Annotated in this window: 25 protein-coding genes and 1 tRNA gene; 13 read left to right on the top strand and 13 right to left on the bottom strand. The window is 72.8% G+C overall.

Annotated elements, in window-relative coordinates:
• Positions 1-68: 68 nt before the first annotated feature.
• Positions 69-1,205 (bottom strand): SGNH/GDSL hydrolase family protein, encoded by a 1,137-nt coding sequence (locus ABZ876_RS25300; RefSeq protein WP_361785411.1) that lies wholly within the window; start codon positions 1,203-1,205, stop codon positions 69-71.
• Between the two features lie 40 nt (positions 1,206-1,245).
• Between ABZ876_RS25300 and ABZ876_RS25295 the strand changes: the two genes are divergently transcribed.
• From ABZ876_RS25295 to ABZ876_RS25270, 6 genes are all read left to right on the top strand, one after another.
• Complete coding sequence (locus tag ABZ876_RS25295; RefSeq protein WP_361785408.1) at positions 1,246-2,397, top strand: FAD-binding oxidoreductase; 1,152 nt, start codon at positions 1,246-1,248, stop codon at positions 2,395-2,397.
• Positions 2,394-2,693 (top strand): (2Fe-2S)-binding protein, encoded by a 300-nt coding sequence (locus tag ABZ876_RS25290; RefSeq protein WP_361785405.1) that lies wholly within the window; start codon positions 2,394-2,396, stop codon positions 2,691-2,693. The genes ABZ876_RS25295 and ABZ876_RS25290 overlap by 4 nt, the downstream gene beginning before the upstream one ends.
• Positions 2,683-4,086 (top strand): FAD-dependent oxidoreductase, encoded by a 1,404-nt coding sequence (locus ABZ876_RS25285; RefSeq protein WP_361785402.1) that lies wholly within the window; start codon positions 2,683-2,685, stop codon positions 4,084-4,086. The genes ABZ876_RS25290 and ABZ876_RS25285 overlap by 11 nt, the downstream gene beginning before the upstream one ends.
• Positions 4,087-4,182: 96 nt before the next feature.
• Complete coding sequence (locus ABZ876_RS25280; RefSeq protein ID WP_361785399.1) at positions 4,183-5,079, top strand: dihydrodipicolinate synthase family protein; 897 nt, start codon at positions 4,183-4,185, stop codon at positions 5,077-5,079.
• 30 nt (positions 5,080-5,109) lie between these two features.
• Entirely contained in the window at positions 5,110-6,111 is a 1,002-nt protein-coding gene (locus tag ABZ876_RS25275; RefSeq protein WP_361785396.1) for a proline racemase family protein, read from the top strand.
• A 147-nt stretch (positions 6,112-6,258) separates the two neighbouring features.
• On the top strand, positions 6,259-6,951 hold the full coding sequence (locus ABZ876_RS25270) for a GntR family transcriptional regulator (protein ID WP_361785393.1): 693 nt from the start codon (positions 6,259-6,261) through the stop codon (positions 6,949-6,951).
• Positions 6,952-7,017: 66 nt separating this feature from the next.
• Here the strand turns inward: ABZ876_RS25270 and ABZ876_RS25265 are convergent, their stop codons facing one another.
• From ABZ876_RS25265 to ABZ876_RS25250, 4 genes are all read right to left on the bottom strand, one after another.
• Positions 7,018-7,410 (bottom strand): hypothetical protein, encoded by a 393-nt coding sequence (locus ABZ876_RS25265; protein ID WP_361785390.1) that lies wholly within the window; start codon positions 7,408-7,410, stop codon positions 7,018-7,020.
• On the bottom strand, positions 7,410-9,923 hold the full coding sequence (locus ABZ876_RS25260; RefSeq protein ID WP_361785387.1) for a DUF4132 domain-containing protein: 2,514 nt from the start codon (positions 9,921-9,923) through the stop codon (positions 7,410-7,412). The genes ABZ876_RS25265 and ABZ876_RS25260 overlap by 1 nt, the downstream gene beginning before the upstream one ends.
• Before the next feature lie 133 nt (positions 9,924-10,056).
• Positions 10,057-10,133 (bottom strand) — tRNA-Pro (locus tag ABZ876_RS25255).
• Between the two features lie 152 nt (positions 10,134-10,285).
• Positions 10,286-10,432, bottom strand: coding sequence for a hypothetical protein (locus tag ABZ876_RS25250; RefSeq protein ID WP_361785384.1), 147 nt, complete (start codon positions 10,430-10,432; stop codon positions 10,286-10,288).
• A gap of 558 nt (positions 10,433-10,990) precedes the next feature.
• Here ABZ876_RS25250 and ABZ876_RS25245 point away from each other — a divergent pair.
• The 5 genes from ABZ876_RS25245 (at position 10,991) to ABZ876_RS25225 (ending at position 14,745) form a co-directional block, all read left to right on the top strand.
• Positions 10,991-11,425, top strand: a complete 435-nt coding sequence (locus ABZ876_RS25245) for a cupin domain-containing protein (protein WP_361785381.1) — start codon at positions 10,991-10,993, stop codon at positions 11,423-11,425.
• On the top strand, positions 11,422-12,693 hold the full coding sequence (locus ABZ876_RS25240; RefSeq protein WP_361785378.1) for a beta-ketoacyl-[acyl-carrier-protein] synthase family protein: 1,272 nt from the start codon (positions 11,422-11,424) through the stop codon (positions 12,691-12,693). The genes ABZ876_RS25245 and ABZ876_RS25240 overlap by 4 nt, the downstream gene beginning before the upstream one ends.
• Positions 12,690-13,907 carry a ketosynthase chain-length factor gene (locus ABZ876_RS25235; protein WP_361785375.1) on the top strand — a complete coding sequence of 406 codons (1,218 nt, stop codon included), beginning with the start codon at positions 12,690-12,692 and terminating at the stop codon, positions 13,905-13,907. The genes ABZ876_RS25240 and ABZ876_RS25235 overlap by 4 nt, the downstream gene beginning before the upstream one ends.
• A 104-nt stretch (positions 13,908-14,011) precedes the next feature.
• Positions 14,012-14,266: an acyl carrier protein gene (locus ABZ876_RS25230; protein ID WP_361785372.1), complete on the top strand. Its 255-nt coding sequence runs from the start codon at positions 14,012-14,014 to the stop codon at positions 14,264-14,266.
• 47 nt (positions 14,267-14,313) lie between these two features.
• Positions 14,314-14,745, top strand: a complete 432-nt coding sequence (locus tag ABZ876_RS25225; RefSeq protein ID WP_361785440.1) for an SRPBCC family protein — start codon at positions 14,314-14,316, stop codon at positions 14,743-14,745.
• 222 nt (positions 14,746-14,967) lie between these two features.
• Here ABZ876_RS25225 and ABZ876_RS25220 read toward each other — a convergent pair whose 3' ends face one another.
• From ABZ876_RS25220 to ABZ876_RS25210, 3 genes are all read right to left on the bottom strand, one after another.
• On the bottom strand, positions 14,968-15,552 hold the full coding sequence (locus tag ABZ876_RS25220) for a DUF1707 domain-containing protein (RefSeq protein ID WP_361785369.1): 585 nt from the start codon (positions 15,550-15,552) through the stop codon (positions 14,968-14,970).
• 80 nt (positions 15,553-15,632) lie between these two features.
• Positions 15,633-17,807: an MMPL family transporter gene (locus tag ABZ876_RS25215; protein WP_361785366.1), complete on the bottom strand. Its 2,175-nt coding sequence runs from the start codon at positions 17,805-17,807 to the stop codon at positions 15,633-15,635.
• Positions 17,808-17,956: 149 nt separating this feature from the next.
• On the bottom strand, positions 17,957-19,537 hold the full coding sequence (locus ABZ876_RS25210) for an MDR family MFS transporter (protein ID WP_361785363.1): 1,581 nt from the start codon (positions 19,535-19,537) through the stop codon (positions 17,957-17,959).
• Between the two features lie 122 nt (positions 19,538-19,659).
• On the opposite strand from ABZ876_RS25210, the gene ABZ876_RS25205 reads away from it, so the two are divergent.
• Positions 19,660-20,256, top strand: a complete 597-nt coding sequence (locus tag ABZ876_RS25205; RefSeq protein WP_361785360.1) for a MarR family transcriptional regulator — start codon at positions 19,660-19,662, stop codon at positions 20,254-20,256.
• A gap of 75 nt (positions 20,257-20,331) precedes the next feature.
• Here ABZ876_RS25205 and ABZ876_RS25200 read toward each other — a convergent pair whose 3' ends face one another.
• The 5 genes from ABZ876_RS25200 to ABZ876_RS25180 are packed head-to-tail and all read right to left on the bottom strand — an operon-like array spanning position 20,332 to position 24,994.
• Positions 20,332-20,745, bottom strand: coding sequence for a hypothetical protein (locus ABZ876_RS25200; protein WP_361785357.1), 414 nt, complete (start codon positions 20,743-20,745; stop codon positions 20,332-20,334).
• Positions 20,742-22,124, bottom strand: a complete 1,383-nt coding sequence (locus ABZ876_RS25195; protein ID WP_361785354.1) for an FAD-binding oxidoreductase — start codon at positions 22,122-22,124, stop codon at positions 20,742-20,744. The genes ABZ876_RS25200 and ABZ876_RS25195 overlap by 4 nt, the downstream gene beginning before the upstream one ends.
• A gap of 42 nt (positions 22,125-22,166) precedes the next feature.
• Positions 22,167-23,228 carry an FAD-dependent oxidoreductase gene (locus tag ABZ876_RS25190; RefSeq protein WP_361785351.1) on the bottom strand — a complete coding sequence of 354 codons (1,062 nt, stop codon included), beginning with the start codon at positions 23,226-23,228 and terminating at the stop codon, positions 22,167-22,169.
• Between the two features lie 10 nt (positions 23,229-23,238).
• The gene (locus tag ABZ876_RS25185) at positions 23,239-24,621 is read right to left on the bottom strand and encodes a class I tRNA ligase family protein (protein WP_361785348.1); all 1,383 of its coding nucleotides are present in this window, start codon (positions 24,619-24,621) and stop codon (positions 23,239-23,241) included.
• Complete coding sequence (locus ABZ876_RS25180; protein WP_361785345.1) at positions 24,608-24,994, bottom strand: cupin domain-containing protein; 387 nt, start codon at positions 24,992-24,994, stop codon at positions 24,608-24,610. The genes ABZ876_RS25185 and ABZ876_RS25180 overlap by 14 nt, the downstream gene beginning before the upstream one ends.
• Positions 24,995-25,159: 165 nt before the next feature.
• Between ABZ876_RS25180 and ABZ876_RS25175 the strand changes: the two genes are divergently transcribed.
• Entirely contained in the window at positions 25,160-25,627 is a 468-nt protein-coding gene (locus tag ABZ876_RS25175; RefSeq protein ID WP_361785343.1) for a hypothetical protein, read from the top strand.
• Positions 25,628-25,644 lie beyond the last annotated feature (17 nt).

The raw sequence follows: 25,644 nt of genomic DNA, 5'->3' as shown, positions 1-25,644 counted from the left end.
CCCAGTCCGGTCCCGCACCCGCGGGTGCGGGACCGGACGGGAGGGGCGGGCCCGGGGCGCGCTCCGGGTCAGGGGCGGCAGTCGAGGCCGGTGAGGTCGACCGCGTCGGCCATCGCCTGCATGCCCTTGTCATTGGGGTGCAGATGGTCGCCGCCGTCGAAGGAGGGCAGGATCCGTTCGGGGTCGTAGGGACTGCGCAGGACACGGTCGAAGTCGGTGACCGCGTCGAACTCCCCGCTGTCCCTGATGAACGCGTTGACCTCCCGGCGTACGGCCTCGGCGGCGGGGTCCCACTCCGGCCAGCCCTTGAAGGGGGTGACGGTGGCTCCGACCACGCACTTCCCGGCGGCGTGCGCGCGGGCGAGGATCTGCCGGTAGCCCGCGATCAGGTCCGGTGCCGTGACGCCGGTGTGGGCCTTGATGTCGTTGACGCCCTCGAAGAGAAAGACCGTGCGGACGCCCGGGTGGGAGAGGACGTCGCGCCCCAACCGGTTCCGGGCGCTCGGGCCCGCCCCGTCCGCGAGGACCTTGTTTCCGGAGATCCCCTCGTCGGCCACCCCCTTGAGCGCCGTGCCGGCCTGCCGGAGCCGGCGGGCCAGATAGTCGGGCCAGCGGCGGTTGGTGTCGGACGTGGACGCCCAGCCGTCCGTGATGGAGTCGCCGAGTGCGACCAGCGCGCCGGTGGCGGCGTCCGTCCGTACGGTGACGGCGTCGAGGTAGAACCAGGAACCGGTGGTCTGCCTCCAGCCGGCCGCGGTCTCCCCGGCGGTGTGATCGCCCCCGGCCGTGTAAGACGTCTGCATCGCCATCCCGTGCCCGGTGGCCGGACCCGCCGCGTCCGGGGAGTGGAGGCTGACCACCAGGTCGGTCGCGGCGGGCAGCCGGCCGGGCAGCGGGTCGCTGTACGCCGTGGCGCCCGCGGGCACGGTCACGGAGGACCCGCCGCCGAAGGTGAGCCGCCGGTTGCTGCCGCGGACCAGTCCGGCGCCCTGTCCGGATGTGCCGAGCCGGACGTCCAGTTGCCCGAACGGCGCCCGGTAGCCGGTGACATGGGTGCGCAGCAGGGTGTCCGCGGAGTGCGCCGCCGCGTCCCGCGCCTTGCTGCGGGCCAAGCGCTCGGGGTCGAGGGAGGGATCGCGGTAGTGGGCGGCGGCGTCGGGCGCGTAGTTCGCCGGGCACGGGTGTTGGCGGGCGATGCAAGGCAAGGGTTGCCTTTACCCATGAGCCATGTGACATAGTACTGATGTGAGCGAGCGACTGACCTGTGATGTCGTGGTCGTCGGCGCCGGCATGGTGGGCGCGTCCTGCGCCCTGTATGCCGCCCGGGCCGGGCTGGACGTCGCGCTCGTGGACCGCGGGTCCGTGGCCGGCGGCACGACCGGGGCGGGCGAGGGGAACCTGCTCGTCTCCGACAAGGAACCCGGACCAGAGCTGGAACTCGCCCGGTTCTCCCTGGGCTTGTGGACCGACCTGGCCAAGGAGCTGGGTCCGGCCGTCGAGTACGAGGCCAAGGGCGGGGTGGTCGTCGCCGCGACCCCCCAAGGACTCGGCGCCCTCACGGACTTCGCCGCCGGGCAGCGGGCGGCGGGGGTGACGACGGTCGAGATCACCGCCGACCGGCTCCACGACGTGGAGCCGCACCTGGCCCCGGGACTCGCGGGCGGTGTGCTCTACCCACAGGACTGCCAGGTGATGCCGGCACTCGCCGCCGCACATCTGGTACGGGCCTCCGGCGCCCGCCTCCTGACCGGCCGGACGGTGACCGAGGTGCTGCGCACCCCCCGGGGAACCGTGCGCGGGGTGCGGACGGACCGGGGGGTGATCCACGCTCCGGCGGTCGTCAATGCGGCGGGGAGCCGGGGCGGCGAGCTGGCCGCGCTGGCGGGCGTGCGCCTGCCGGTGCTGCCGCGCCGCGGATTCGTCCTCGTCACCGAGCCGTTGCCGCGCCGGGTCCGGCACAAGGTGTACGCGGCCGACTATGTCGCGGACGTGGCCAGCGACTCCGTGGCCCTGCACACCTCACCCGTCGTCGAGGGCACCGCCGCCGGGCCCGTCCTGATCGGCGCGAGCCGCGAACGAGTTGGGTTCGACCGGTCGTTCTCCCTGCCGGCGGTGCGAGCGCTCGCGGCGGGAGCGACCCGGCTCTTCCCCTTCCTGGAGCGGGTGCGGGCGATGCGCTCCTACCTCGGGTTCCGGCCGTATATGCCCGACCATCTGCCCGCGATCGGCTCGGACCCACGGGTCCCGGGCCTCTTCCACGCCTGCGGCCACGAAGGCGCCGGGATCGGACTCGCCCCCGGCACCGGGCATCTGATCGCGCGGCTGCTGAGCGGCGGAGTGCCGGAACTCGACCTCGCGCCCTTCCGGCCGGAGCGTTTCGAGCGGGAGGCCCGGTGAATCCCCTGAGACTGACGCGGTCCCGGCCGGGCCCGGCCTTCACGGTCACCTTCGACGGCCGCGAGATCGAGGCACTGCCCGGCCGGACGGTCGCCGCCGCGCTGTGGGCGGCGGGTGTCACGTCCTGGCGCACCACCCGGCACGAGGGGCGGCCACGCGGGATCCTCTGCGGGATCGGCGTCTGCTACGACTGCCTGGTGACCGTCAACGGCGTTCCGAACCAGCGTGCTTGTCTGGTGCCGGCACGTCCCGGCGATGTGATCCGCTCACAGGAGGGGACCGGGCATGCGGAATGACCTCGCGGTGATCGGGGCGGGCCCGGCAGGGCTGGCCGCGTCCCTCGCGGCGTCGGCTCGGGGCGTACGCGTCACGCTCGTCGACGCCGGGCCCGAGGTGGGCGGGCAGTTCTACCGGCAGCCACCCGCCGGACTCGGGGCACGGCGCCCACGGGCCCTGCACCACCAGTGGCGTACCTGGAGGCGGCTGCGCGAGGGGCTCGACCGGCACATCGCAGCCGGGCGTATCGCCCACCTGACGGACCACCACGTGTGGTGTGTGGAGCGGGAGTCCGCACCTACGCCGGGCGGCTTCGCCGTGCACGCGCTGCTCGGGCCGGAGCAGGAGGAGCCGGTCGTCGTGCGGGCCACGGCCGTGCTGCTGGCCACGGGCGGCTACGAGAGGGTGCTGCCCTTCCCCGGCTGGACCCTGCCCGGGGTCGTCACCGCGGGGGGCGCCCAGGCCATGTTCAAGGGTGGGCTCGTGGTGCCCGGGCACCGCGTGGTCGTGGCGGGCACCGGGCCTCTGCTGCTGCCGGTGGCGACCGGGCTCGCCGCGGCGGGGACGACGGTCGCCGCGCTGGTGGAGTCCGCCGACCCGAGGTTCCTCGCCCGGCAGGCCCGGGCCCTGGCCGCGGAGCCCGGGAAGGCCGTCGAGGCGGCCGGGTACGGGGTGCGACTGCTGCGCCACCGGGTACGGTTCCTCGTCCGCCACACCGTGGTCGAGGCCCACGGCTCAGAGCGGCTGGCGGCGGTGACGGTGGCCGCGCTCGACGCCGACGGACGCGTGCGGCCCGGCACCGGCCGCCGCATCCCCTGTGACTCGCTCGCCGTCGGGCACGGCATGCTTCCGCACACCGACCTCGCCGAGACCCTCGGCTGCCGCGTCGACGGCGGGCGCGTGCATGTCGACGACGAGCAGCGCACCGACGTCCCGGGCGTCTGGGCCGCGGGCGAGGCCACCGGTGTCGGCGGCGCCGGGCTCGCGCTCGCCGAAGGGCACCTCGCCGGGCGGTCGATCGCGGCCCGGCTCACCGGCGTCCCGCCCGATGCGCGTGGCGGGGAGCGCGCCGCCGCGAGCCGGGCCGCGCTGCGCAGGTTCGCCGCCGCGCTGGACCACGCCTACACGCCTCGCGCCCACTGGGCCGAGCAGGTCACCGACGACACGGTGGTGTGCCGCTGCGAGGAAGTGCGGGCGGGGGCCGTACGGGAGGCTGTCCGTGACCTGGGGGCCGGCGATGCACGTACCGTCAAACTGCTCACCCGGGCCGGGATGGGCTGGTGCCAGGGCCGGATGTGCGGGCCTGCGGTCGCGGGGCTCGCCGGGTGCCCGGAGGCGGTGGCACGCAGGCCTTTCGCCCGGCCGGTGCCGCTGGGCGTGCTCGCCCGGGAGCCCGGGGAACGGCTCCCGTGAGGCAGAGCGAGGACCCGGCGAGACCGCCGGTGATCTGCCAGTAAGACACCGAGAGTCAGTAATATGTCACACACCATCGAGAGTGGGGTATCGCGTATGACTGTCCCGCAGCACCGTCCCTGGCGCGGCGTCCTCGTGGCCACCGCGCTGCCGCTCACCGACCGGCTCACCGTCGACCACGACCGGTTCGCCGAGCACTGCGCCTGGCTTGTGGAGAACGGCTGCGACGGCGTCGTACCGAACGGCTCGCTCGGCGAGTACCAGGTCCTCACCCCCGAGGAACGCGCCGAGGTCGTGCAGACGGCGGTGTCCGCGGTCGGCGGGGCGCGGGTGATGCCCGGGGTCTCGGCCTACGGATCGGCGGAGGCCCGCCGCTGGACCGAGCAGGCACGCGACGCCGGCTGTGCGTCGGTGATGCTGCTGCCGCCGAACTCCTACCGCGCCGACGAGCGGTCCGTGCTCGCCCACTACGCGGAGGCCGCGAAGGCGGGCGTGCCGGTCGTGGCGTACAACAACCCCGTCGACACCAAGGTCGACCTGGTCCCAGAGCTGCTCGCGAAGCTGCACGGCGAGGGTTACGTCCAGGCCGTCAAGGAGTTCTCGGGCGACCCCCGGCGCGCCTGGCGCATCGCCGAACTGGCCCCGGAGCTCGACCTGTTGATCGGCGCCGACGATGTCCTGCTGGAGCTCGCGGTCGCGGGCGCGAAGGGCTGGGTGGCCGGCTACCCGAACGCACTGCCCCGGGCGTCGGTGCTGTTGTACCGGGCGGCGGTCGCGGGCGACCTGGAGACCGCGCTGCCGCTGTACCGGCAGCTGCACCCGTTGCTGCGCTGGGACTCCCGGGTGGAGTTCGTCCAGGCCATCAAGCTGTCGATGGACGTCGTCGGACGCTACGGCGGCCCCGTACGCCCTCCGCGGGTCCCGCTGCTGCCCGAGCAGGAGAGCGCCGTCCGCGCCGCCACGGAGAAGGCCGTGGCCGCGGGACTGGCCTGAACCGGCGCACCGAGCGGAAGGAGAACGGTCATGCGCAGCAAGCTCGTCCTGCACGCCGTCGACTCCCACACCGAGGGGATGCCGACCCGGGTGGTCACCGGCGGCATCGGCACGATCCCCGGCGCCACGATGAACGAACGGCGTCTGTGGTTCCGTGAACACCGCGACGGCGTCAAGCAGTTGCTGATGAACGAGCCGCGCGGGCATGCGGCGATGAGCGGCGCGATCCTCCAGCCGCCCACCCGCCCGGACTGCGACTGGGGTGTGGTCTACATCGAGGTCTCGGGCTGTCTGCCGATGTGCGGTCACGGCACGATCGGTGTGGCGACCGTGCTCGTGGAGACGGGCATGGTCGAGGTCACCGAACCGGTGACCACCATCCGCCTGGACACCCCGGCGGGCCTCGTCGTCGCCGAGGCCGTAGTCGAGGGCGGCGCCGCGAAGGCGGTCACCCTCAGGAACGTGCCGTCCTTCTCCGTCGGCCTCGACCGCAAGGCCACCCTGCCGGGCGGGCGCACGGTGACGTACGACCTCGCCTACGGCGGCAACTTCTACGCGATCCTGCCGCTGGAGGAGTTCGGGCTGCCCTTCGACCGCTCCCGCAAGGACGACATCCTCGCGGCGGGACTGTCGCTGATGGACGCGGTCAACGCCGGGGCGGAGCCGGTCCATCCCGAGGACCCCACGATCCGTGGCTGCCACCACGTCCACCTGTACGCGCCGGGTGCCACCGCGCGGCTGTCCCGGCATGCGATGGTCATCCACCCCGGCTGGTTCGACCGCTCCCCCTGCGGTACGGGCACCAGCGCCCGCATGGCACAGCTGCACGCGCGCGGCCAACTCCCCCTGCACACCGAGTTCGTGAACGAGTCCTTCATCGGGACGCGTTTCACGGGGCGGCTGCTCGGCACGACTCGGGTGGGCGGCCTCCCGGCGGTGCTGCCCAGTTTCACCGGACGGGCGTGGGTGACCGGCACGGCGCAGTACCTCCTGGACCCGGAGGACCCCTTCCCGGCGGGGTTCGTCCTCTAGGCCCCGTCGTCGGACTCCCGCCTGCGGCCACACCGCCGCTCCCCGCCTGGGATACTCGTGGTGCGTGACATTGCACCAGCCGCCGAAACGGGACGGTCCGGTGCCGGTCCGTAGCCCCGGAACGTGCCCATACGAGGAGACACCCCCATGGACGCCCCGCGCACCGGCTCGCCGTCCGCCGCTCCCGCCCTGCCCACGCTGGGCGGCAAGAAGAGCAGCTACCGCGAGCGGGTCGCCGACGCGCTGCGCGCCGCCCTCGTGGCGGGCGAGTTGCGCCCCGGCGAGGTGTACTCCGCGCCGACGCTCGCCGCCCGCTTCGGCGTCTCGGCGACCCCCGTGCGCGAGGCCATGCTCGACCTGGTCAAGGAGGGCCTGGTCGACACCGTCCCCAACAAGGGCTTCCGTGTCACCGCCGTCTCCGAGAAGCAGCTGGACGAGTACACCCACATCCGCTCGCTCATCGAGATCCCGACCACGGTCGCGTTGGCCGGGACCGCGGACCGCATCTCGCTGGAGGCCCTCCGGCCGGCCGCGCGGGAGATCGTCTCCGCGGCGGCCGCCGGGGACCTCATCGCCTATGTCGAGGCCGACACCCGCTTCCACCTCGGCCTGCTCGCCCTCGCCGGCAACGCCCACCTCGTCGAGGTCGTCGGCGACCTGCGCAAGCGATCACGCCTGTACGGGCTGACCGCCCTCGTGGAGACCGGCCGCCTGCTCGCCTCGGCACAGGAGCACCTCGAACTCCTGGACGCCCTGCTGGACGGAGACGAGGAGGCCGTACGGAAGGTGATGACACGGCATCTGGGTCATGTGCGCGGTCTGTGGGCGGCCCACGGCTGAGCACCCGGCCGGATGCGCCGCCGAGCCACACGGGCTCGTGGTACCGGCCGGGGTGCGCCCCGTCTCTCAGCCTCCGGCCAGAGCGACGAGCCTGATGAAGACCAGATCGGGATCGGCGGTCAGATCCACGACTTCGTCGAGGTCCTCGACCTGGCGGTCCCCTGCCAGCACGAAGAAGCCGTTGGAGAGAAAGGCGCGCTCTGCGATCTCGGCCTGGTGCTCCCAGTCGATGCGGCGGGGCTCGCGGAGACGGTAGCCGTTCAGCTCCCTCTCGGCGTCGTCGGGGCGGACGAGGCCGTTGAACCGGTCGCTCGGGCGGGCGTTGTGCCGGGCGACCTCCTCGCGGACCCGGAGCCTGATCAGCTCCCGTACGGTCATCCGTTCCGGCAGCCCGGCGACCTCGAACTCGCCGACCGGCTTGCCGGTTGCGGTCTCGTCCCGGAAGGTCACGGTGCTCATCAGGCACCTCGCTTGATCTGGCGGAGGATGGTCGCGTCGGTGATCTTCGTGTCGGCGGCGAGCAGGAACGCCTTGCTGAGGATCAGGGAGAGCCGGTCGTCCTCGAACGGCAGGAACACCGTGCCGCCGCCCGGGCGGCGCGACGGGACGATACAGAGGTAGGCGTCGTCCGGCTCCATCAGGATGTTGGACGAGCCGAGGTGGATCTTGTAGGTGGCCAGGCCGCCCCGGACCACCAGATACCGGCCCTCGAGGGAGCACCGGTCGGCGATCTTCAGGCGTGGCAGAATCCTTTCCAGCGCCTCACGGCGGACCTCGGCGCTCGCCGTCAGCTCGCCGAACGTGGCTGTCCGCCAGTACGCGGCATAACGGTTCTCACCCCGGTCGGTCCAGTCGGGATCGGCGGCGATCGAGGTGACGCCGACGAAGAGGTCCACATCGCGCATCGCCTCGCTGAACACCAGCGGCTCCACCTCGGCCAGCGGGGTCTCCCGCCAGCGCCTGCCGTCCCGCCGCTCGAAGCGGACCTGGTCCGTCGCGGCGTGGTCGGGCGCGTAATCGCCGTAGTCCTCCGCCGCGGGCTCGTGGTAGAAGCACGCCCGCCACTGGCCGTCGCCGAACTCGGCCCGTGCCCGTCCCTCGTAGCCGCCGTCGTACCGGCCGAGGAAGTTGGCCTGCCATCCGCGTTCCTTGAACAGCGCGTAGAGCCGCCGGTAGTGGACGATATGGGCCGCGAACCGGTTGGAGTAGACGCCGGTCTCCTCCTCCGCCGGCGTGAGCAGGTAGATCTCCCTGAAGGCCTGTTTGAACGGCTGCCGCAACCGCTCCGCGACGATCCTCGCCCGCCACTTCCTGATCTCGTCCGCCGATGCCCGGATCGGATGCCACAACCGGACGCGCTCGGGCTCGCCGGGCGGTTCGCTCATCGGTGCCACCGCGCGCCAGGGACCGTCCGCACCCTGGAACTCCCAGATCAGGCCTCGGACGAGGGCGCCGGTGACCGGATGGTCGCGATAGTGGCGGCACCACTCGTCGTACGGCCAGCTGCGCCCGGCCGACATCAGCGCCTCGATCCGGGACCGCTCGCCCGACAACGTGCCGCGCACCTCCTTGGCCAGCGCCTTCAGCTCCTTGAGCTGGTCCGGGCATCCGTCCTTCACCGCCGCCGGGGCGGTACGGGACGTCCGCCCGTCGGGACCGGTGAAGGTCAGCCGCACCGTCACCGCGTCCTCGATCGCCACCCGGGCTCGGTGTGCGCCGAGGTCGCGTTCCAGCGAGCCGTCTGGTGCCAGGCCGTGGCCGGGCACACTGCGCTCGATGAGCTGTTCCGCCGTGATGCCCTGTCTCCCGGCGGCCGTCACCAGCGCGGTGTCGAGCTGCTTGCGCAGTGCCCGGTGCTTGATCTGCGTCTGGAGCCGCCACAGGGCCTCCAGGGCGGCCGGATCACCGATCTCGGCCAGCGCGTTGATCGCCGCCCCCGCGAGCTTGAGGTCCTCGATCACGCCGGTCCCGGGGCCGCCGGTGCGCAGGGCGAGCGCGGCGAGGTACGGCACCGCGGCCGGGCCGCCGGCCAGCGCGGCCGCCCAGACGATGCCGCGTGCCAGGTCACCGTCGTGGTGATGAACGACGTAGTGGTGGTGGAATGCGTCGCCGTCGACCCAGCCCGTACCCGAACCGTGCTGCCTGCTGCACTGGGCCTGGCCCTCGGCCAGCTCCCGAAGGGCGGCGGCCATGACATCGCGCGCCGACGCCGCGTCGGCGAGCTCGATGCAGGTCCGCCGCCACCGCTGGGCGGGACGCGGCCCGGACAGAGCCGCCAGATGCCGCACGAGTCGCGCCAGTTCCGGCGTCGGCGATGCGTTCGCACGGTCGCGCAGTGCGGCGGCCCAGGGGGCGTACGCGGGGATCAGCCCCTCGGGTATGTGCGCCTCGTCCACGCGGGCGAGCAGCGCATGGAGGCGTTTGGCGAGCGGTCCGCGCCGGCTTGTGCCCACATCGGTGGTCATCAGGTCCGCGTGGGCACGGCGTACCCACGGCGCGATCGCACGGAGGCCGTCGGCGCCGAGTCCCTCGGCGGCCTTCAGCACCATCCCCAGCGCTTCGGCGAACCAGAAGCCCATGTCGTACTCGGCGACGCGGAGCAGCATCACCGTGACCTCGTCCGGCGTCCAGCCGCGCAGGCGTGAGATCAGGGGCTTGATCTCGGTGCCGTACTGCCACAGGTAGGTGTCGTCGAAGCAGGCGGCCAGCAGGAGGCACAGGACCGCGGCCCTGCCCTCCTCGTCCCCGCATGCCGCCAGCCGCCCGTCGATCTCTGCCTGGGTCGCCGCGCACATCGCCCGGTATCGCTCGTACTCCTCCGTGCTCTGCCACATGACGGCGCCCGGCCGGGACTCCGTGCGCTGGCGTTCCAGAAGGTCGACGAGCCAGCGGACGCGGTGAAGCGCGGCTGACCTGACGTCGTCGAGCGGGTCGTTCCTGCGGGATGCGGCCACCAAGGCGTCGTAGAACATGGCGGGATGATGACAGCGGGGACTGACAGCGGCCGCTGTACAGGCCCCACCACACCGGGACCGCCCTGCCCGAAAACACGGCAAAGGCCGTCCTCCCATCGCTGAGAAAACGGCCTCCGACCTGCCGTGAAGCTGGTCGGGACGACAGGATTTGAACCTGCGACCCCTTGACCCCCAGTCAAGTGCGCTACCAAGCTGCGCCACGTCCCGGTGCGTCTTCCGCGGTGTACCGCGTGATCACGCAGGTAAACCCTACCGCACACTCCCGAGGGACCCGCCGGGGACGGCCGACGGCAGCGGCATCCACCGGCAAATGGATACGAACGTCAGTTCACATCCGTACGCCCGTCCCCTCCGTGCCGTCAGGGCGAGGGCGTCTCCGCCTCGTCGGCCGGAGGGCTGACCTCGTCCGTGGAGGTCGGGCGCAGAAAGAGGAATTCCTCGAGGGCGGACATACCGAAGAGAAAGGCCATCATCAGGACCGGCGCGAGCAGAGCAAGCAGGATCACAGGACCTCCCGTGGGTGGTCGGCCTGTGCGGCCTGGTTGGTGGGCCGTTTCAGGATGCGCCCGAATGGCGGAATCCGCATGTCGTGGGTGCCCACAGCGGGCCGTAGCGCCCGCGCACCGGCGCCCGGCCGCCGTCACCGGCACCTTCGGCCGACACGGACGGGCCGGGAGCGGCTGCCACAATCGCTCGGGGCGCGCGAGGGCGCGGGCCCCGAGCGGACGAGGCGCAGGACCTCGGCGTCGGCACCCGGTGCGTCGGCCCCTGCGCCCGCGCGAGCAGCGCGGCAGACTGCCGCCGTCACGGTCTCGGCTGCGGCGCCCGCCCCCTCGCGCCCACCCGCAGGCGCACGGCAGGCCTGGCCGCGGCAGCGCCGGACCCGCGGCGGCGTCCCCCTCCGATCTTCGCGCGGTGCCGGGGAAGCCGCCATCGGGGAGCTCCCGGCCGGTGGCCTTCAGATGCTCCCCAGGCTCCTTGGAGGGCCCGTTGACATTCTTCGACTCGGCCCTGGCGTGCCGCTGTGTGGACGGGGCCCCACCTGGTCGGAGAAGGAGATTGCCATGCCCCCAGCCCCGCGGACAGAACCCGGGAAGGTCGCGTTCGCCGACGTGGAGCCGAATCGTCGCCGGGGCGGCGACCTGCGCGTCCTCCTGAGCCCGAAGACCTGCGGCGCCACCGCCGGCTTCATGGGTGCGGGGACCCTGCTGCCCGGGGAGTTCGTCTCCGAGCACTACCACCCGTACTCCGAGGAGTTCTTCTACGTCGTGAGCGGGCAGATGACGCTCCGCCTCGACGGACGGCCGATCAAACTGTCGGCCGGCGACTCGTTCATGGTGCCGAAGAACGTGCGGCACCGCATGGACAACGACGGCGAGGAGGACATGTTCGCGGTCTTCTTCCTCGGCCCGCTCGCCCCGCGCCCCGAACTGGGGCACGTGGACACCGAGGAGCTGCCCGGTGAGGGCGGCCTCCCCGAGGTCGGGGGGCACGCATGAGCGAGCGGCGTGTCGTCGTCACCGGTATCGGCGTGGCCGCCCCCGGCGGCCTCGGCGTTCCCGCGTTCTGGGACACGCTGATGGCCGGTCGCTCGATGACCCGGCGGATCACGCACTTCGATCCGTCCGATTTCCGCTGCCAGGTCGCGGCCGAGATCGACTTCGACCCGGCGGCGAACGGGCTCACCCCGCAGGAGGCCCGCCGACTGGACCGGGCCGGCCAGCTGGCGCTGGTCGCCTCGCGGGAGGCGCTGGCCGACAGCGGTCTGGGCGCGGACGCGCTGGACCCGTCCCGGGTGGGCGTGTCGCTCGGCAACGCCATCGGCTGCACCGAACTGATGGAACGTGAATACGTCGTCCTCAGCGACGGCGGCCGCAAGTGGCTGGTGGACCCCGAGTACGCGGTGCCCCAGCTGTACGACGTGATGGTGCCGAGTTCGATGGCGGCCGAAGTCGCCTGGACCATCGGCGCCGAGGGCCCGGTGGCGCTGGTGTCCACCGGCTGCACCTCGGGCATCGATGCGCTCGGTCACGGCTTCGAACTGGTCCGGGAGGGCAGCGCCGACGTGGTGCTGGCCGCTGGCACGGACGCACCGGTCTCGCCCGTCACGGTGGCGTGCTTCGACACCCTGCGGGCCCAGTCCACCGTCAACGACGACCCCGAGCACGCGTGCCGGCCCTTCGACCGCGACCGCAAGGGGCTGATCCTCGGCGAGGGTTCGGCCGTGATGGTCTTCGAGGAGCTGGAGCACGCCCGCCGCCGCGGCGCCCGTGTCTACTGCGAGGTGCGCGGCTATGCGAGCCGGGCCAACGGCTACCACATGACCGGACTCAAGCCCGACGGGAGGGAGATGGCCGAGGCGATCCGGGTCGCACTGGACCAGGCGCGCCTCAACCCGGAGGACATCGACTACATCAACGCGCACGGCTCCGGTACCAAGCAGAACGACCGGCACGAGACGGCGGCGTTCAAGGCCAGCCTCGGCCACCACGCGTACGAAACGCCGGTCAGCTCCATCAAGTCGATGATCGGGCACTCGCTCGGCGCGATCGGCGCCATCGAGGTCGCCGCCTGCTGCCTGGCGATCGACAACGACGCGATCCCGCCGACCGCGAATCTGTCCACGCCCGACCCCGAGTGCGATCTGGACTATGTGCCGGTCACCGCCCGCGAGCAGCGCACCGACGCCGTGCTGAGCGTCGGCAGCGGGTTCGGCGGCTTCCAGAGCGCCATCGTGGTGGCCGCGCCGGAGAGGACGTACGCATGACACGCCGAGCGGTGGTGACGGGTCTCGGCGTGCTGGCGCCGACCGGCATCGGGACCAAGGCCTACTGGGCGGCGGCGCTGGACGGCCGCAGCGGGCTCGGCCCGATGACGCGGATGGACCCCTCCGGCTATCCCATCAAGGTCATCGGCGAGGTGCGGGACTTCGTCCCGGGCGATCTGCTGCCCAGCCGGGTGGTGGTGGAGACCGCGCTGATGACCCAGTACGGACTCGTCTGCGCCGACGAGGCGTTGCGCGACGGCGAACTGGACCCGGCTGAGCAGCCCGAGTACGAGATGAGCGTCGTCACCGCCAACGCGACGGGCGGCGCCGAGTTCGGCCAGCGGGAGATGCAGAACCTGTACTCCAAGGGCCCCTCCCAGGTCGGCGCGTACATGGCCATCGCCTGGTTCTACGCGGCCAACTCCGGCCAGATCTCCATCCGGCACGGGATGCGCGGGCCGAGCGGGGTGTTCATCACCGACCAGGCCGGCGGTCTCGACTGCGTCGGGCAGGCACGGCGGGTGATCCGGAACGGCAGTACGTTCGCGCTGTCGGGCGGCACCGACTCGTCGTTCTCCCCCTCCGGTCTGGTCGGGCAGATCCCGCCGGGGCTGGTGAGCCTGAGCACGGACCCCGACCGCGCCTACCTTCCCTTCGACGTGGCGGCCCACGGGTACACGCCCGGCGAGGGCGGAGCGATCCTGCTGGTCGAGGAGGCCGCCTCGGCACAGGCCCGCGGGGTGCGCCCGTACGGGGAGATCGCCGGGTACGCCACCGCGTTCGACCCGCACCCGCGCACCGGACGCGGACCGAACCTCCGGCGTGCGATCGAGGGTGCACTCGCCGACGCGCGGACGGCTCCGCAGGACGTGGACGTGGTGTTCGCCGACGGTTACGGCGTGCCGCGCCTGGACCGGCTGGAATGCGAGGCGCTGGCCGGTGTGTTCGGGCCCCGCGGGGTGGCGGTGACCCTCCCGAAGACGGCCACGGGCCGGATGTACGCGGCCGGGCCGACCGTCGACCTCGTCGCGGCCCTGCTGTCCCTGCGGCACGGGGTCATCCCCTCGACGCTCAACGTCACCGACGTCTCGCCCGACTGCCCGGTCGATCTGGTCCTCGGGGATCCCCGGGAGGCGCGGGTGCGTACGGCGCTGGTGATCGCCCGTGGCTACAACGGGTTCAACGCGGCCGTGGTGGTCAAGGCCGTCGCCTGACCGGAACGGGCGGCGGGCGCGAGGCGGGAGCCGGCGACGGCTCCCGCCTCGCGCCCCGGCAAGCGCTCAGCTCCTCAACGACTCGTCATGGAACGGAGACAGACATGGACGAACTGACCCTCGACGGCCTCCGCGAGATCATGCGGCACTGCGTGGGCACGGGTGAATCGATCAACCTGGACGGCGACATCCGCGACACCGCGTTCACCGACCTCGGGTACGACTCGCTGGCCGTCCTCGAGGTGGTGACCCAGGTGCAGGGGCGGCTGGGCGTGACCATCCCGGACGAGGCGCTCAACGACATCGAGACCCCGGGCGCGTTGGTCGAGTACGTGGCCGCGCAGAAGGCGGGGGCCTGACCGTGGCGGCCGGGCACACCGAGTCCTCGGTGGTGATCGACGCCCCGATGGACCTCGTATGGGGGATGACGAACGACGTCGCGTCCTGGCCGGATCTGTTCACCGAGTATGCGTCGGTGCAGGTCCTCGACCGGGACGGCGACACCGTGCGGTTCCGGCTGACGATGCATCCGGACGAGGAGGGCATCCAGCGGTCGTGGGTGTCGGAGCGCACCACCGACGTGCGGACCCGCACGGTACGGGCGCACCGGATCGAGACCGGGCCCTTCGCGTACATGAACATCTTCTGGGAGTACCGGGTGGTCATGTCCGGCGGGGTCGAGATGCGGTGGGTGCAGGACTTCCACGTGCGGGACGAACTGCCCTTCGGTGACCCGGAGATGGCCGACCATCTGCTCAAGAACACGAAGGTGCAGATGAGCGCCATCAAGGAGCGGATCGAGCGGGTGGCTCGCGCGCAGGCGGCGCCGGCCGGCTGAACGCGGTGAGGGACAGCGGGGTGCGCCCGGTCGGGCCCGTCGTGGGGGCGGGTCCCGGCCGGGCCGTTCCGGTTGCGCGGTTCCATCCGGGCGTGCCGTCCGGGCGGTTCGGGCCGGCGTGCCGGGGCGTCGGCGGCACGGGTGTGGCCCGGGGAGCACGTCGCGGCCGACACCGTCGGACGAGCTCCCCGGGCCACGTGGCCCGTCAGTGCGCGGGGGATGTCACACTGACGGGAGTCGGGGGTTCGAGCCATGGCCGCGGCCGCCTCGGCCCAGGCGTCCGCCGCCCCGGCCGAGGCCCGCGCCGCCGTGGCCGAAGGGTCCGCCGTGGCCCATCGACCGGCCTGCGCCCGGGATGTGGCCGCCCGGGCCGCCCCGTACGCGGCCCGGACGGCCCTCGTGGCCGGTGCGGTGGGGGCGGCCGCCCAGCAGCGCCACCGCGATCCCGCCCACGAGCAGCAGGCGGCCCGGCCAGGACAGCAGCCAGTCCGCTCCGTAGAGGGCACCGCCGGCCGCCCAGGCGGCGAGGGTGAGGGCCACGGCCCGGCGGCCCCGCCGCGCCTTCAGACGGGCGGTGACAGCGGCCCATCGGCCCCGGCGCTGCGGGCCTGACGACGGGTCGGAGGGATCCGGCAGGTCCCGCAGCACCTCGTGCAGGGCCGGTGCGGTCTCGGCGGTGAGGGCCACCGCGAGCCGTTCGTCCAGCTGGCCCTTGGTCAGACGGCCGCTTGCGAAGTGCTCGCCCAGCTGCCGTGCGGCGGCCTCCCGCTCCTGATCGCCGATGCGGTGGTGGTGGGGTGCGGCCATGGTGATCGTGCCTCCTCGGCAGTCGTCCCCGATGTCGTACGGGAGTCGGGTGGTGGTCGGCGGCGGGATCGGTGGCGGGGTCAGCGGCGCGGGTGCACGGCGGCGGACTCGGATGAGCCGGGCTCTCCGGCCTCCCCGTACCGCGCCGCTCCCGGTGCCGGGATCGTGGGCCGGGCCTTTGTGCGCGCGCCGGCCTGGCGGGCGAGCGCGCTCGGCCACCACAGCCGGGGACCGACGTCCAGGGAGAGCGCGGGGACCAGCAGGGTGCGCACCAGCAGCGTGTCGAACAGGACGCCTACGGCGACGAGCAGCCCCATCTGAAGCATGCTCACCGCCGGCAGTACGCCGAGCACGGAGAACGTGGCGGCCAGCACCAGCCCAGCGCTGGTGATGACACCGCCGGTCACCGCGACCGCGCGCACCACACCGGGTGCATGGCCTCGTACGGCGGCCTCCTCCCGGGCCCGGGTCACCATGAAGATGGTGTAGTCCACGCCGAGGGCGACGAGGAACAGGAAGCCCATCAGGATGAGCGACTCGTCCGAACGGGGATGCCCGAGACCGCGGAAGAGCAGCACGGACACGCCGAGGGCGGCGAGGAAGGACAGCGCCACGCTGGCGAGCAGCAGTACCGGCGCGACCAGGGCCCGCAGCAGTGCGACGAGCACCAGGAAGACGACGGCGAGGACGAGCGGGATGACGGTCCGTTCGTCGTGCGTGTAGGCGCGGGCGGTGTCGAGACGGGTCGCGGTGTCGCCGCCCACGAGGGCCGAGGAGCCGGGCACGGAGTGCACCGCGTCCCTGACGCGCTCGACGGTGCGCTCGGCGGCCTTGGTGTCGGGCGGGTCGGCGAGCACGGCCTTGAGGTGCACCCAGTCGCCGGAGCGCTGCGGTTCCAGGACGCGGGCGACGCCCCGGGTGTGCTCCAGGGCCGAAGTGACCTCGCTCGTGTGGTCGGCTGCCGCGTAGACGTCGAAGGGGGCGGCCGAGCCGGCCGGGAAGTGACGGGCCACGGTGGTCTGGCCGACGACGGACTCCTGGGTGGTGGTGAACGAGTCCGCCTGGGTCAGTCCGGTGCGCAGGCCGAGGCCGCCGAGGGCGCAGGCGGCCAGCGCCACGGCGCCGAAGATCCAGACGGTGCGCGGACGGCGGGCCACCCAGCGGGCGACGCGTCCCCAGGTGCCGTGTTCGGCGTCCTGTGTCGTGTCGGCACCCGTGCGCGGCACGAACGGCCAGAACAGCCAGCGGCCGAGGATCACCAGCAGAGCGGGCAGCAGGGTGGTCATGGCGAGGTAGGCCACGACGATGCCGACGGCCGCCACCGGGCCGAGACCGCGGGTGGAGTTCATGCGCGCGGCCAGCAGGCAGAGCAGGCCGAGGGTGACGGTGGTGGCGGAGGCGAGGATCGCGGGCAGCGACCGGCGCAGGGCGAGGGCCATCGCCTCGTGACGGTCGGCGTGGTGTCGCAGTTCCTCGCGGTAGCGGGCGATGAGCAGCAGTGCGTAGTCGGTGCCCGCGCCGAAGACCAGCACGGTCAGCACGCTGGCGCTCTGCCCGTTGACGACGAGTCCCGCGCGGGTGGCCAGCAGATAGACGACGGCGTTGGCCAGGGCCGCGCTCAGGCCGACGGCGAGGAGCGGGACGAGCCAGAGGACGGGGCTGCGGTAGGTCAGCAGCAGGACGAGGGCGACGACGGCGATGGTGGCCAGCAGCAGCGGTCCGTCGACGCCGCCGAAGACGCCGGCGAGGTCGGCGGCCGAGCCGCCGGGTCCGGTGACGCTGACCTCGAGTCCGCCGGGGGCGCCCGCACGGGCCTGGTGGCGGATGTCCTTGACGTGGTCGACGAGTTTGTTGAAGCCGTCGTCGCCGTGCATGGTCAGCGGGACCGTCAGCAGCAGCGCCTTGTGGTCCTGGGAGGTGGCGACCGGTGCGAGGGCGCTGTCGCTGTAGCGGGCGAAGCGCGCGCGGTCCGCGTCGGCCTTCGCCTGGTCCTCGGGGGTGACGGCGCCGTCGCGGGAGTAGACCACCACCGCCGGCAGGGTGTTGCCGACGTCGAAGTGGCGCTTGCCCGCCTCGAAGGCGAGGGTCGATTCGGCGCTCTTGGGCAGCCACGCGGTGGCGTCGTTGCTCTGGGCCGAGGTGAGCTTGGACCCCAGCGGCCCCGCCACGAAGGCGAGTAAGAGCCACAGGAGCAGGACCGCCCACTTGGTGCGGGAGCCCGCGGGCCAGGCCGCGAGTCGCTTCCAGAACGGCATGGTGTTTCCTTTCCCGACCCGCCCGGTGAGGCGGGGTTGTGGAGGTACGGAGGTGCAGGGCGGGGACGGGAGATGCGTCCGGGGAGGGGGCCGTCCCTTCCCCGCCCGGGGGACGGCGGGGAAGGGACGACGGGGGAAGCCCCCGCCGGTCAGCCGGCGGCTTCGGCGGGGGTATCGGTGTCGGCGCCGCCCCAGCCGCGCTGTTCCAGCACGACGTCCTTGAGGAACAGGGAGGCGACGAAGCCCACGGCGAGGATCACTGCGGCCGTCAGGAAGACCGGGCTGAGGGCGTGCGCGTACGCCTGGGCCAGTCCGTCGCGCAGGCCCTGGGGCTGGTGCTTGAGCCACTCGGGGCCGATGGAGCCGCCAGCGGGCAGGCGCCGCGCCTCGCCCGGTGTGAGGTACGCGGGGATCTCGTGCGCCAGCCGGTGGTTGAGGATCGTGGCGAACACGGAGACGCCGAAGGAGGTGCCCAGCATGCGGCTGAAGGTGACCGTGGAGGTCGCGGCGCCCATGTCGCGGGGCGGTGCGGCGTTCTGCACGGCGACGACGACCACCTGCTGGGACAGGCCCGCGCCCACGCCGAGCAGGAACATGTAGAAGCCGGAGGTGAGCCTGCCGGTGTCGGCGTCCATGGTGGAGAGCAGGTAGGCGGAGATGCCGGACACGGCCATGCTGGCGACCGGGAACCACTTGTAGCGGCCGCTCTTGGCGACGGCGCCGCCGACCCCGAAGGAGGCGATCATCAGGCCGAACATCATCGGGAGCAGCAGCAGGCCCGAGTTGGTGGCCGTGGCGCCCGAGGAGATCTGGAGGTACAGCGGCAGGAAGAAGACGAGTCCGAAGCCGGTCAGGCCCGCGATCAGGGACACGAGGTTGCAGATGTCGAAGGTGGAGTCCCGGAACAGGTGCAGGGGGACGACGGGCTCTGCGGCACGGCGTTCGGCGAGGACCCACGCGGCCAGCAGTGCGACGGCGCCGGCGAAGAGCCCGATGACCACCGGGGAGCTCCAGGCGTACTTGGTGCCCGCCCAGTTGGCGGCCAGGACGAGGGCGACGAGTCCGCCGGAGAGCAGCAGCATGCCGAGGTAGTCGATGCGAGGACGCTCCACTCGCGTACGGCCCTTGAGGAAGACGGCGACGAGCGCGAGGGCCACCGCGCCGATGGGCAGGTTGATGTAGAAGACCCAGCGCCAGGTGAGGTGGTCGGAGAAGAAGCCGCCCGCGAGGGGGCCTCCGATGGCGGACAGGGCGAAGACGCCTGCCGAGTACCCCTGGTACTTGGCGCGTTCGCGGGGACTGAACAGATCGCCGGTGAGGGCGAACATCGCGGCCATCACTCCGCCGCCGCCGATGCCCTGGAGCACCCGGAAGACGATGAGCTGGGTCATCGTCTGGGCCGCTCCGCAGGCCGCGGACCCGGCGAGGAAGACGACGGTGGAGACGAGGAACACCGGTTTGCGGCCGAGGAGGTCGCCCAGCTTGCCGGCGAGGGGCATCACCGCACTGGTGGCGAGGATGTACGCCGCGCCGACCCAGCCGATGCGGTCGAGGCCGCCCAGGTCGCCGACGATCGTCGGCACTGCGGTGGCCACGATGGAGGAGTCGAGGGTGGCCATCAGCATCGCGAACAACAGACCGAAGTAGACGAGCATCACCTGCTGGTGACTCATGGCCGGCGTCGCCTGCGGTGTCACGGCACCGTCGCGCGCCTCGTGGGCGGTGGACACGGTCAGCCCCCTGAAACGAATGAGCGAGGATTATTTGACAATTGCACATCCGTGCCAAAGTCAATTACATGCGTTCAGCATAGGACTGCCAAAGTCACACGTCAACGGCTACCATGGGAGACATGACCAAGCCCGTGGATACGACCGCCTCCTCCGACGCCTCCGAGGCCGCACCCACGGCCCCTCTCACCGCCGAAATCACCCCGGACCCGGCACTGGTCGCCGTCGAGCGCGCCATGGTGCGCATCCGGCGCAACCAGACGAAGCGGACCCTGGGCCGGTTTGTGACGAGCCGCCTCGACCGCTCGATCGACCTGACGCACACCGTTGTGGTCGACGCCGTCGAGGAGGAGCCCGAGGAGCCGGGCCAGGAGGTGACGGTGGGTCTGGTCGCCGAGCGCCTCGCCGTCGACCCCTCACGGGCGAGCCGGCTGGTGGCGGCGAGCGTCGAGGCGGGCTATGTGCGGCGGGTGCCGTCCCAGGCGGACAGCCGGCGCGCCTGTCTGGAGCTGACCGAGGCGGGTCGGGACCTGGCCTCCCTTTCGCACCGGGTGCGTCAGGAGTACTTCGGCGAGATCATGCAGGACTGGTCCGCCAAGGACCGCAAGGACTTCGCCCGGCTGCTGAGCAAGTTCGCGGGCGTCCCCGTCCGCAGCCAGTACGCGTACGACCCGAGCGAGGACGGCGGGGACGGCGAGGGCGCGGACACCGGGAACTGATCCGGCCGGACGGACGAACGCGCCGCCGGGGAGGAAGATCCCCGGCGGCGCGTCCTGCTGCCCGGCGCGCCCGCCCTAGGCGCCCTCCGGGGAGAGGACCGCCTCCGCCAGGACGGCCCTCCGCGCGGCGGCCACTTCCTCGATGTACGAGACGCCCGACGAACCCGCCGCATCGAGGCGCCGCCACTCCTCCCGCAGCCGGATCCGGCCGTCCGGGAGGAACTCGGGTGTACTGGTGCACTCCCCCGCCACCACCGTGCCGCCGTCCAGCGCCTGGCAGTACGCCAGATGGAGCGTGCCGTCCGGGTCACAGGTGCCGACGAGCCGGCCGATGAGCACCTTCCCACCGCGGAACTCGGCCCACACGATCGGGCCGGCCTGGTGGTAGTGGCCCACCGGCACCTCGTGGTCGGGGCCGGCCGTCTCGGCCGCGCTGGAGACGAAGAACCGGTTGTTGTAGTCCGGGGCTCCCCCGGCCGGCGCGGTCATCGGGCGGGCTCGATGTTGTAGTTGGACCGGAAGAAGTTGTCCGGGTCCAGCCGCGTCTTCAGCGCCGTCAGCCGCCGGTGGCCCTCGACGCCGTACGTCCGCACCGCCCGCTGAGCGGCGCCGCCGCCGCCCGCACCGCCGTCCGTCACATAGTTGATGTAGCCGTCGCCCGACACCGCCCACGGTTCCGCTGCGGCCGACACCGACTTCGCCCAGGCGATCTGCTCCTCGTCGGCCCAGGCCGGCTCCCAGATCGCCATGCCGGTCACATTGAAGCGCGCGGCGCGGAACGGGACCGCCGAGGGCCGCTCGGGCTCCCGGCGCACGGCACCGTGGAACGCCTCCAGGTAGACGGTGTCGTTGAAGTCTCCGCGCCACTTGCCCGCCTTGAACCGCTGGACCAGCGTCTCCACCAGCTCGTCCGGCAGCTCGGCGGTGCACCGCGCGCTCCAGTAGTGCCGCAGCCCGTAGCGCAGCCGGCCCAGGATCTGCTGCATCGCGATGTACGGCCGTTCCTGTATCTGCCAGTCGAGGACCTCCGGGCCGCGCAGTTTCTTCTCCAGCGAGGCGATGTACTCGGTGTCCGTGCCGCAGTAGCTGACGCTCATCACCGCGGCCGGGATCTGCGCGGGCCCGTACCGTTCCAGCAGCAGGATGCAGACCAGTTCGTCGGGCGCGTCGGTCATCAGCTCCCGGAACAGCCGCACCGCGGCGGCCATCTCGTGCTGCGGGTAGGCGACGGTACCGCCGTGCACCCGCTCCAGGGGGTGCAGCCGGAAGGTGAACTCGTCGACGACGCCGAAGTTGTGGCCGGCGCCGCGCAGCGCCCAGTCCAGTTCGGGGTCGGACTCGGTGTCCACGGCCAGCCGACTGCCCTCGGCCGTCGTCAGGGAATACGACAGCACGTTGTCGCAGGACAGCCCGTACTTGCCCATCAGATGGCCGATGCCGCCGCCGAGGGTGAGCCCGCCCACGCCGGTGGTGTCGAAGGTGCCTCCGGTGACCGCGAGGCCGTGCCGGGCGGCCGTGGCGTCGAACTGCGCCCAGGTGGCGCCGCCCTGGACCTTCGCGGTCCGGGTACCGGGGTCGAGTTCGACCCGGTCCAGCAGCCTCAGGTCGATCACCAGGCCGTCCTCCACCCCGCCGGACCCTGCGATGTTGTGGCCGGCGCCGCGCACCGCCACGGGCAGCCCCGTGTCGCGTGCGGCGCGCACCACGTCCTGGAGCTCGCCGGGGGTGCGGGGCAGCACGATCAGCGCGGGATGGTGGTCGTACATGCCGTTGAAGAGCAGACGGGTGGCGTCGTAACGGGGATGGTCCGGGGTGATCACCCGGTCCGGGCAGATGCCGGCCAGGGTGCGGCGCGCGGCGCGGGCCATGGCGACTCCTCACAGGGGTTGGCGTCCTGACGGGGCGGGCGGTCAGTCGTGGGGCGGGCCGCCGAGCAGCAGGCCGGCCGCCCGTCTGCCCGCGGCGAGCGCGGACTTGGCGGCTCCGCCGCTGCCGCCGGTGAAGGTGAACAGCGACGACAGGCCGGTGGGCCGCAGCCGCAGGAGCCCGGAGGCGGAGTAGGCGTCGGCCGCCACGACGGTGCGCCGATGGGCGACCAGCCCGAGGCCCGGCAGCCGGGTGGCGGCGTGACCCTCGGCCCGGGCGCGCTGCTCGGGCGAGACCCGCAGCCGTTCAGCCGCCTCTCCCCAGCTGTCGCTCGGCACGCCGAGCAGCATGCCGTCGCTGCCCTCCGGCCGCCCGTACAGGCCGCTCGTCTCGTCCACGAAGCCCGGCGGCCGGCGGCCGGAGACGGTGTACAGGTCGTACTGGATGAGCTTGACCCGTGGCGCGTCGGCGGGCAGTCCGCTGCGGCGCAGCAGGGCGCCGGTCCGCCAGCCCGTCGCCAGCACGACCAGGTCGTAGCGGCGTTCGGCGTCGGGGCAGTCGACGGACGCCCCGCCGCCGGGGGACGCGAGGACGCGGTGGACGAGCCCGCTGACGAGACTGCCGCCCCGGTCGAGCACATCTTTGGTGACCGCCTCCCGCAGCCGGGCGGGCCGGATGTGCCCGGCGGCCCGCTCGACGACCGCGTAGGCGTAGCCGGGAACCGTGATGCCGTGATCCCGGCCCAGGGCCGCGGCGTCGGCGAGGTCCGCGGAGCCCGTCAGATGCTTGTCGATCAGGGCCAGTTGCTCGACGGGCTGCGGGGTCTCCCGTTCGTCGTGCGCGTACACCGAGGCGCCCTCGCGGTACTGCGCCCACTGGGCGAGCCGGGCGTCCGAGCGCAGCTCGGCCAGGCTCTCGCAGGCGAGCCGGCAGGCGGCGGGATCGGGTTCGTAGCCGCGCACCAGGCCGCCGGAGGCCGCCGTGGCCTCGCCGGGCAGCTCGCCGGGTGCGGCCAGCAGTTCCACCTCGGTCTTCGGGTCGGCCCGCAGCAGATGCCAGGCCAGCAGGGTGCCGGCGATGCCTGTGCCGACGACGCAGATCCGCATCGGCCCTCCTTCAGCGCCCGGGGCCGCCGGAGCGGCCGGTGAGAAGACCCAGCAGCTGCTGCGCCCGTGCGTGCCCGGTGTCCAGGGCTGCGGGCAGCAGGCAGCGGGCGGCGAGGGCCGGGTCGAAGGACTCCCAGGACAGGGCGTGTTCGGCCCGGTCCAGTTCGGCGTGCACGATCGCGAGGTCCTGGCGGGGACCGCCGGTCCCGGCCCCGGTCGTGCTCAGCGGCCAGCGCCGTACGTTGGCCTCGAAGGCGTCGGCGGTGAAGTTGCTGGCATAGGGGGCCGGGCGGTCCCAGGACAGGAAGAGGCGGACGGCACGCGGATCCCGTTCGGTGAGCGTCTCGTGCGCCCAGAGGGCGTGGCCGCGGCTGGTGGAGAACTTCCGTCCGTCCAGCCGGTAGAACTCGTTGACCACGAGCCCGGTCAGCGCCTTGTCGCGGGGCACGCCGACGGCCACGGCCAGCGCCGGGAACAGCACGGCGTAGTAGAAGGCGTTGTCGAGGCCCAGGAAGGGCCACAGGGCACCGATCCCGGCGAAGGCCCGGGCGTGCTCCGCCAGCGTCCGGGCCTCCTGGTCGAGGTGACGTCCGATCACATACAGGTAGGCCAGACCCATTTCGAACCAGACGTCGATCCGCTCGGCGCCGTCGGAAGTCTCGATACCCCAGTCCGTGGGGTAGGCGACCGGGACGTCCGGCAGCCCCTGCTCGAGGAGCCGGGCCAGCAGGGCGCGCACCCGGGGCGGGATGTGCGCCCGGGACCAGATCTCGGTCAACGCCTCCCGGTGGGGGCCCAGGGCGAACACGGGTCCGTGGTGCCGCACCCGCCGCGGGACGCCCCCGCAGCCGGCGCAGCGCAGATCGGTGAGTCCGGCGGCGGCCGTGAAGCCGCCGCAGCCCTCACACGTGCCGCCACCCATGGACGCGCCGCAGGCCGGGCAGCCGCCGGTCGCATAGGCGTGGTGCAGGGTGCGCCGGCAGGTCTCGCACACCGCCATCGTCCACGAGCCGTCCCGGACGAGACCGCCCTCGCGCATCTCCTCGAGGAACCGCAGGACCGCCGAGCGGTACCCGGCGTCCGTGCGCGGCGCGGTGAACACGTCGTGGCCGATGCCGGCCAGGGAGAACGCCTGCTGGATCAACTCGCGGTATTCGTCGGCCACTTCGTCGGGTTTGCGGCCCAGCTGCTCGCCCTTGGTCACGACGTAGTTCTGGTGGTCGTCGGTCCCGCACACGGCGAGCACCCGCTCGCCCCGGGCGCGGGCCGCCCGGGTGGCGATGTCGGCGGCGAGGTAGGGCCCGGAGAGGTGGCCGAGGTGCAGCGGCCCGTTCGGGGTCGGCGGCGGGCTCAGGACGACGACCGGCCCCTGCGTGCCGTCAGCGGCCGCCACGGGTCACCTCGGCATCCCCGGCGGTACCGGCCGCGGCGTCCCCGGGGAGCCAGTAGATGCTCAGCAGCGTCACCGGCTCCGTGTCGGACAGGTTGTGGATGACGTGCCGCTCCTCGGGGTCGAGCAGGACGGCGGTGCCCACCGGTGTGGGCTCGGGATCGCCGCCCTCGACGGCGAAGGCCGCCTTCCCGCCCACCACGACGGCGAGTTCGACCTCCGGATGGCGGTCCAGGGCGCTGCTGCCGCCGGGCGGGACGACGCACCACATCGCGTCGAAGGGCAGCGCGTCGCTGCCCGGGTACTGGCTCCACCGTCCGATCCGTATCGCGTACTCGTCGGTGAGAACCGCGGATTCGCTGCTCAGCCTGCGCACCTGGCACCATCCCTTTGTCGGTGGACGCGCCGTCCCGTTGTCGGTGGACGCGCTCATCGTGGCCCGGCGCGCTGGTGGGCATCTCGAAGGCCGCTCATGGTCGGGGCGAGGGGCCTTGTGACCGTCACCAGCGGTCCCTCAGAAGCGCGGCCTACCCTCCGGGGCATGGCTGTGGGAGAAGTTCCGCTGGTGTACGCGCCCCGCCGCATGGTGGCCTACGCGCCCGATCGCGTACGGGGCTGGACGGTCAAGCGCTACGGGATCTCGGCCACCCGGCCGGCCCCGCCCGAGGAGGTGGTTCAGGCGGCACGCGCCGCGGTGGAGCGGACGCTGCCCGACGCGTACGGCGACGCGCTCGCGTACGGCTACAGCGTGCTGCACGAGGATCCGGACGGCTGCTACGCGGTCGTCGGCTGGTGGAGCCGCAACAGGGTCATCCTGCACACGCGGACCTGGCTGTCGACCTGGGACGACCCGGCCGACTGGAAACCGGCGCCGAACGGCGCCACCGCGTGCATCTGGGAGATGGTCGCGATGGCGCACGAGCGGGACGCCTGGGTGCGGCACGTGGTGCGGCCCGAGGCCCCGGACCTGGCGGGCTATCTGGCCTCGACGGTCAGCGGCGAGTTCTGACGACGGCGACTTCGAGG

Origin of the sequence: Streptomyces sp. NPDC046931 (assembly GCF_040644655.1) — a bacterium.
Lineage (GTDB): Bacteria > Actinomycetota > Actinomycetes > Streptomycetales > Streptomycetaceae > Streptomyces.
This window is presented reverse-complemented; position numbering and strand designations above follow the sequence as displayed.

Bases quoted from the DNA above. Each gene is read 5' to 3' on its own strand.
- ABZ876_RS25285 (WP_361785402.1), top strand. From the start codon at position 2,683: ATGCGGAATGACCTCGCGGTGATCGGGGCGGGCCCGGCAGGGCTGGCC.
- ABZ876_RS25280 (WP_361785399.1), top strand. From the start codon at position 4,183: ATGACTGTCCCGCAGCACCGTCCCTGGCGCGGCGTCCTCGTGGCCACC.
- ABZ876_RS25275 (WP_361785396.1), top strand. From the start codon at position 5,110: ATGCGCAGCAAGCTCGTCCTGCACGCCGTCGACTCCCACACCGAGGGG.
- ABZ876_RS25270 (WP_361785393.1), top strand. From the start codon at position 6,259: ATGGACGCCCCGCGCACCGGCTCGCCGTCCGCCGCTCCCGCCCTGCCC.
- ABZ876_RS25265 (WP_361785390.1), bottom strand. From the start codon at position 7,410: ATGAGCACCGTGACCTTCCGGGACGAGACCGCAACCGGCAAGCCGGTC.
- ABZ876_RS25260 (WP_361785387.1), bottom strand. From the start codon at position 9,923: ATGTTCTACGACGCCTTGGTGGCCGCATCCCGCAGGAACGACCCGCTC.
- ABZ876_RS25245 (WP_361785381.1), top strand. From the start codon at position 10,991: ATGCCCCCAGCCCCGCGGACAGAACCCGGGAAGGTCGCGTTCGCCGAC.
- ABZ876_RS25240 (WP_361785378.1), top strand. From the start codon at position 11,422: ATGAGCGAGCGGCGTGTCGTCGTCACCGGTATCGGCGTGGCCGCCCCC.
- ABZ876_RS25235 (WP_361785375.1), top strand. From the start codon at position 12,690: ATGACACGCCGAGCGGTGGTGACGGGTCTCGGCGTGCTGGCGCCGACC.
- ABZ876_RS25230 (WP_361785372.1), top strand. From the start codon at position 14,012: ATGGACGAACTGACCCTCGACGGCCTCCGCGAGATCATGCGGCACTGC.
- ABZ876_RS25225 (WP_361785440.1), top strand. From the start codon at position 14,314: ATGGACCTCGTATGGGGGATGACGAACGACGTCGCGTCCTGGCCGGAT.
- ABZ876_RS25220 (WP_361785369.1), bottom strand. From the start codon at position 15,552: ATGGCCGCACCCCACCACCACCGCATCGGCGATCAGGAGCGGGAGGCC.
- ABZ876_RS25215 (WP_361785366.1), bottom strand. From the start codon at position 17,807: ATGCCGTTCTGGAAGCGACTCGCGGCCTGGCCCGCGGGCTCCCGCACC.
- ABZ876_RS25205 (WP_361785360.1), top strand. From the start codon at position 19,660: ATGACCAAGCCCGTGGATACGACCGCCTCCTCCGACGCCTCCGAGGCC.
- ABZ876_RS25200 (WP_361785357.1), bottom strand. From the start codon at position 20,745: ATGACCGCGCCGGCCGGGGGAGCCCCGGACTACAACAACCGGTTCTTC.
- ABZ876_RS25195 (WP_361785354.1), bottom strand. From the start codon at position 22,124: ATGGCCCGCGCCGCGCGCCGCACCCTGGCCGGCATCTGCCCGGACCGG.
- ABZ876_RS25190 (WP_361785351.1), bottom strand. From the start codon at position 23,228: ATGCGGATCTGCGTCGTCGGCACAGGCATCGCCGGCACCCTGCTGGCC.
- ABZ876_RS25175 (WP_361785343.1), top strand. From the start codon at position 25,160: ATGGCTGTGGGAGAAGTTCCGCTGGTGTACGCGCCCCGCCGCATGGTG.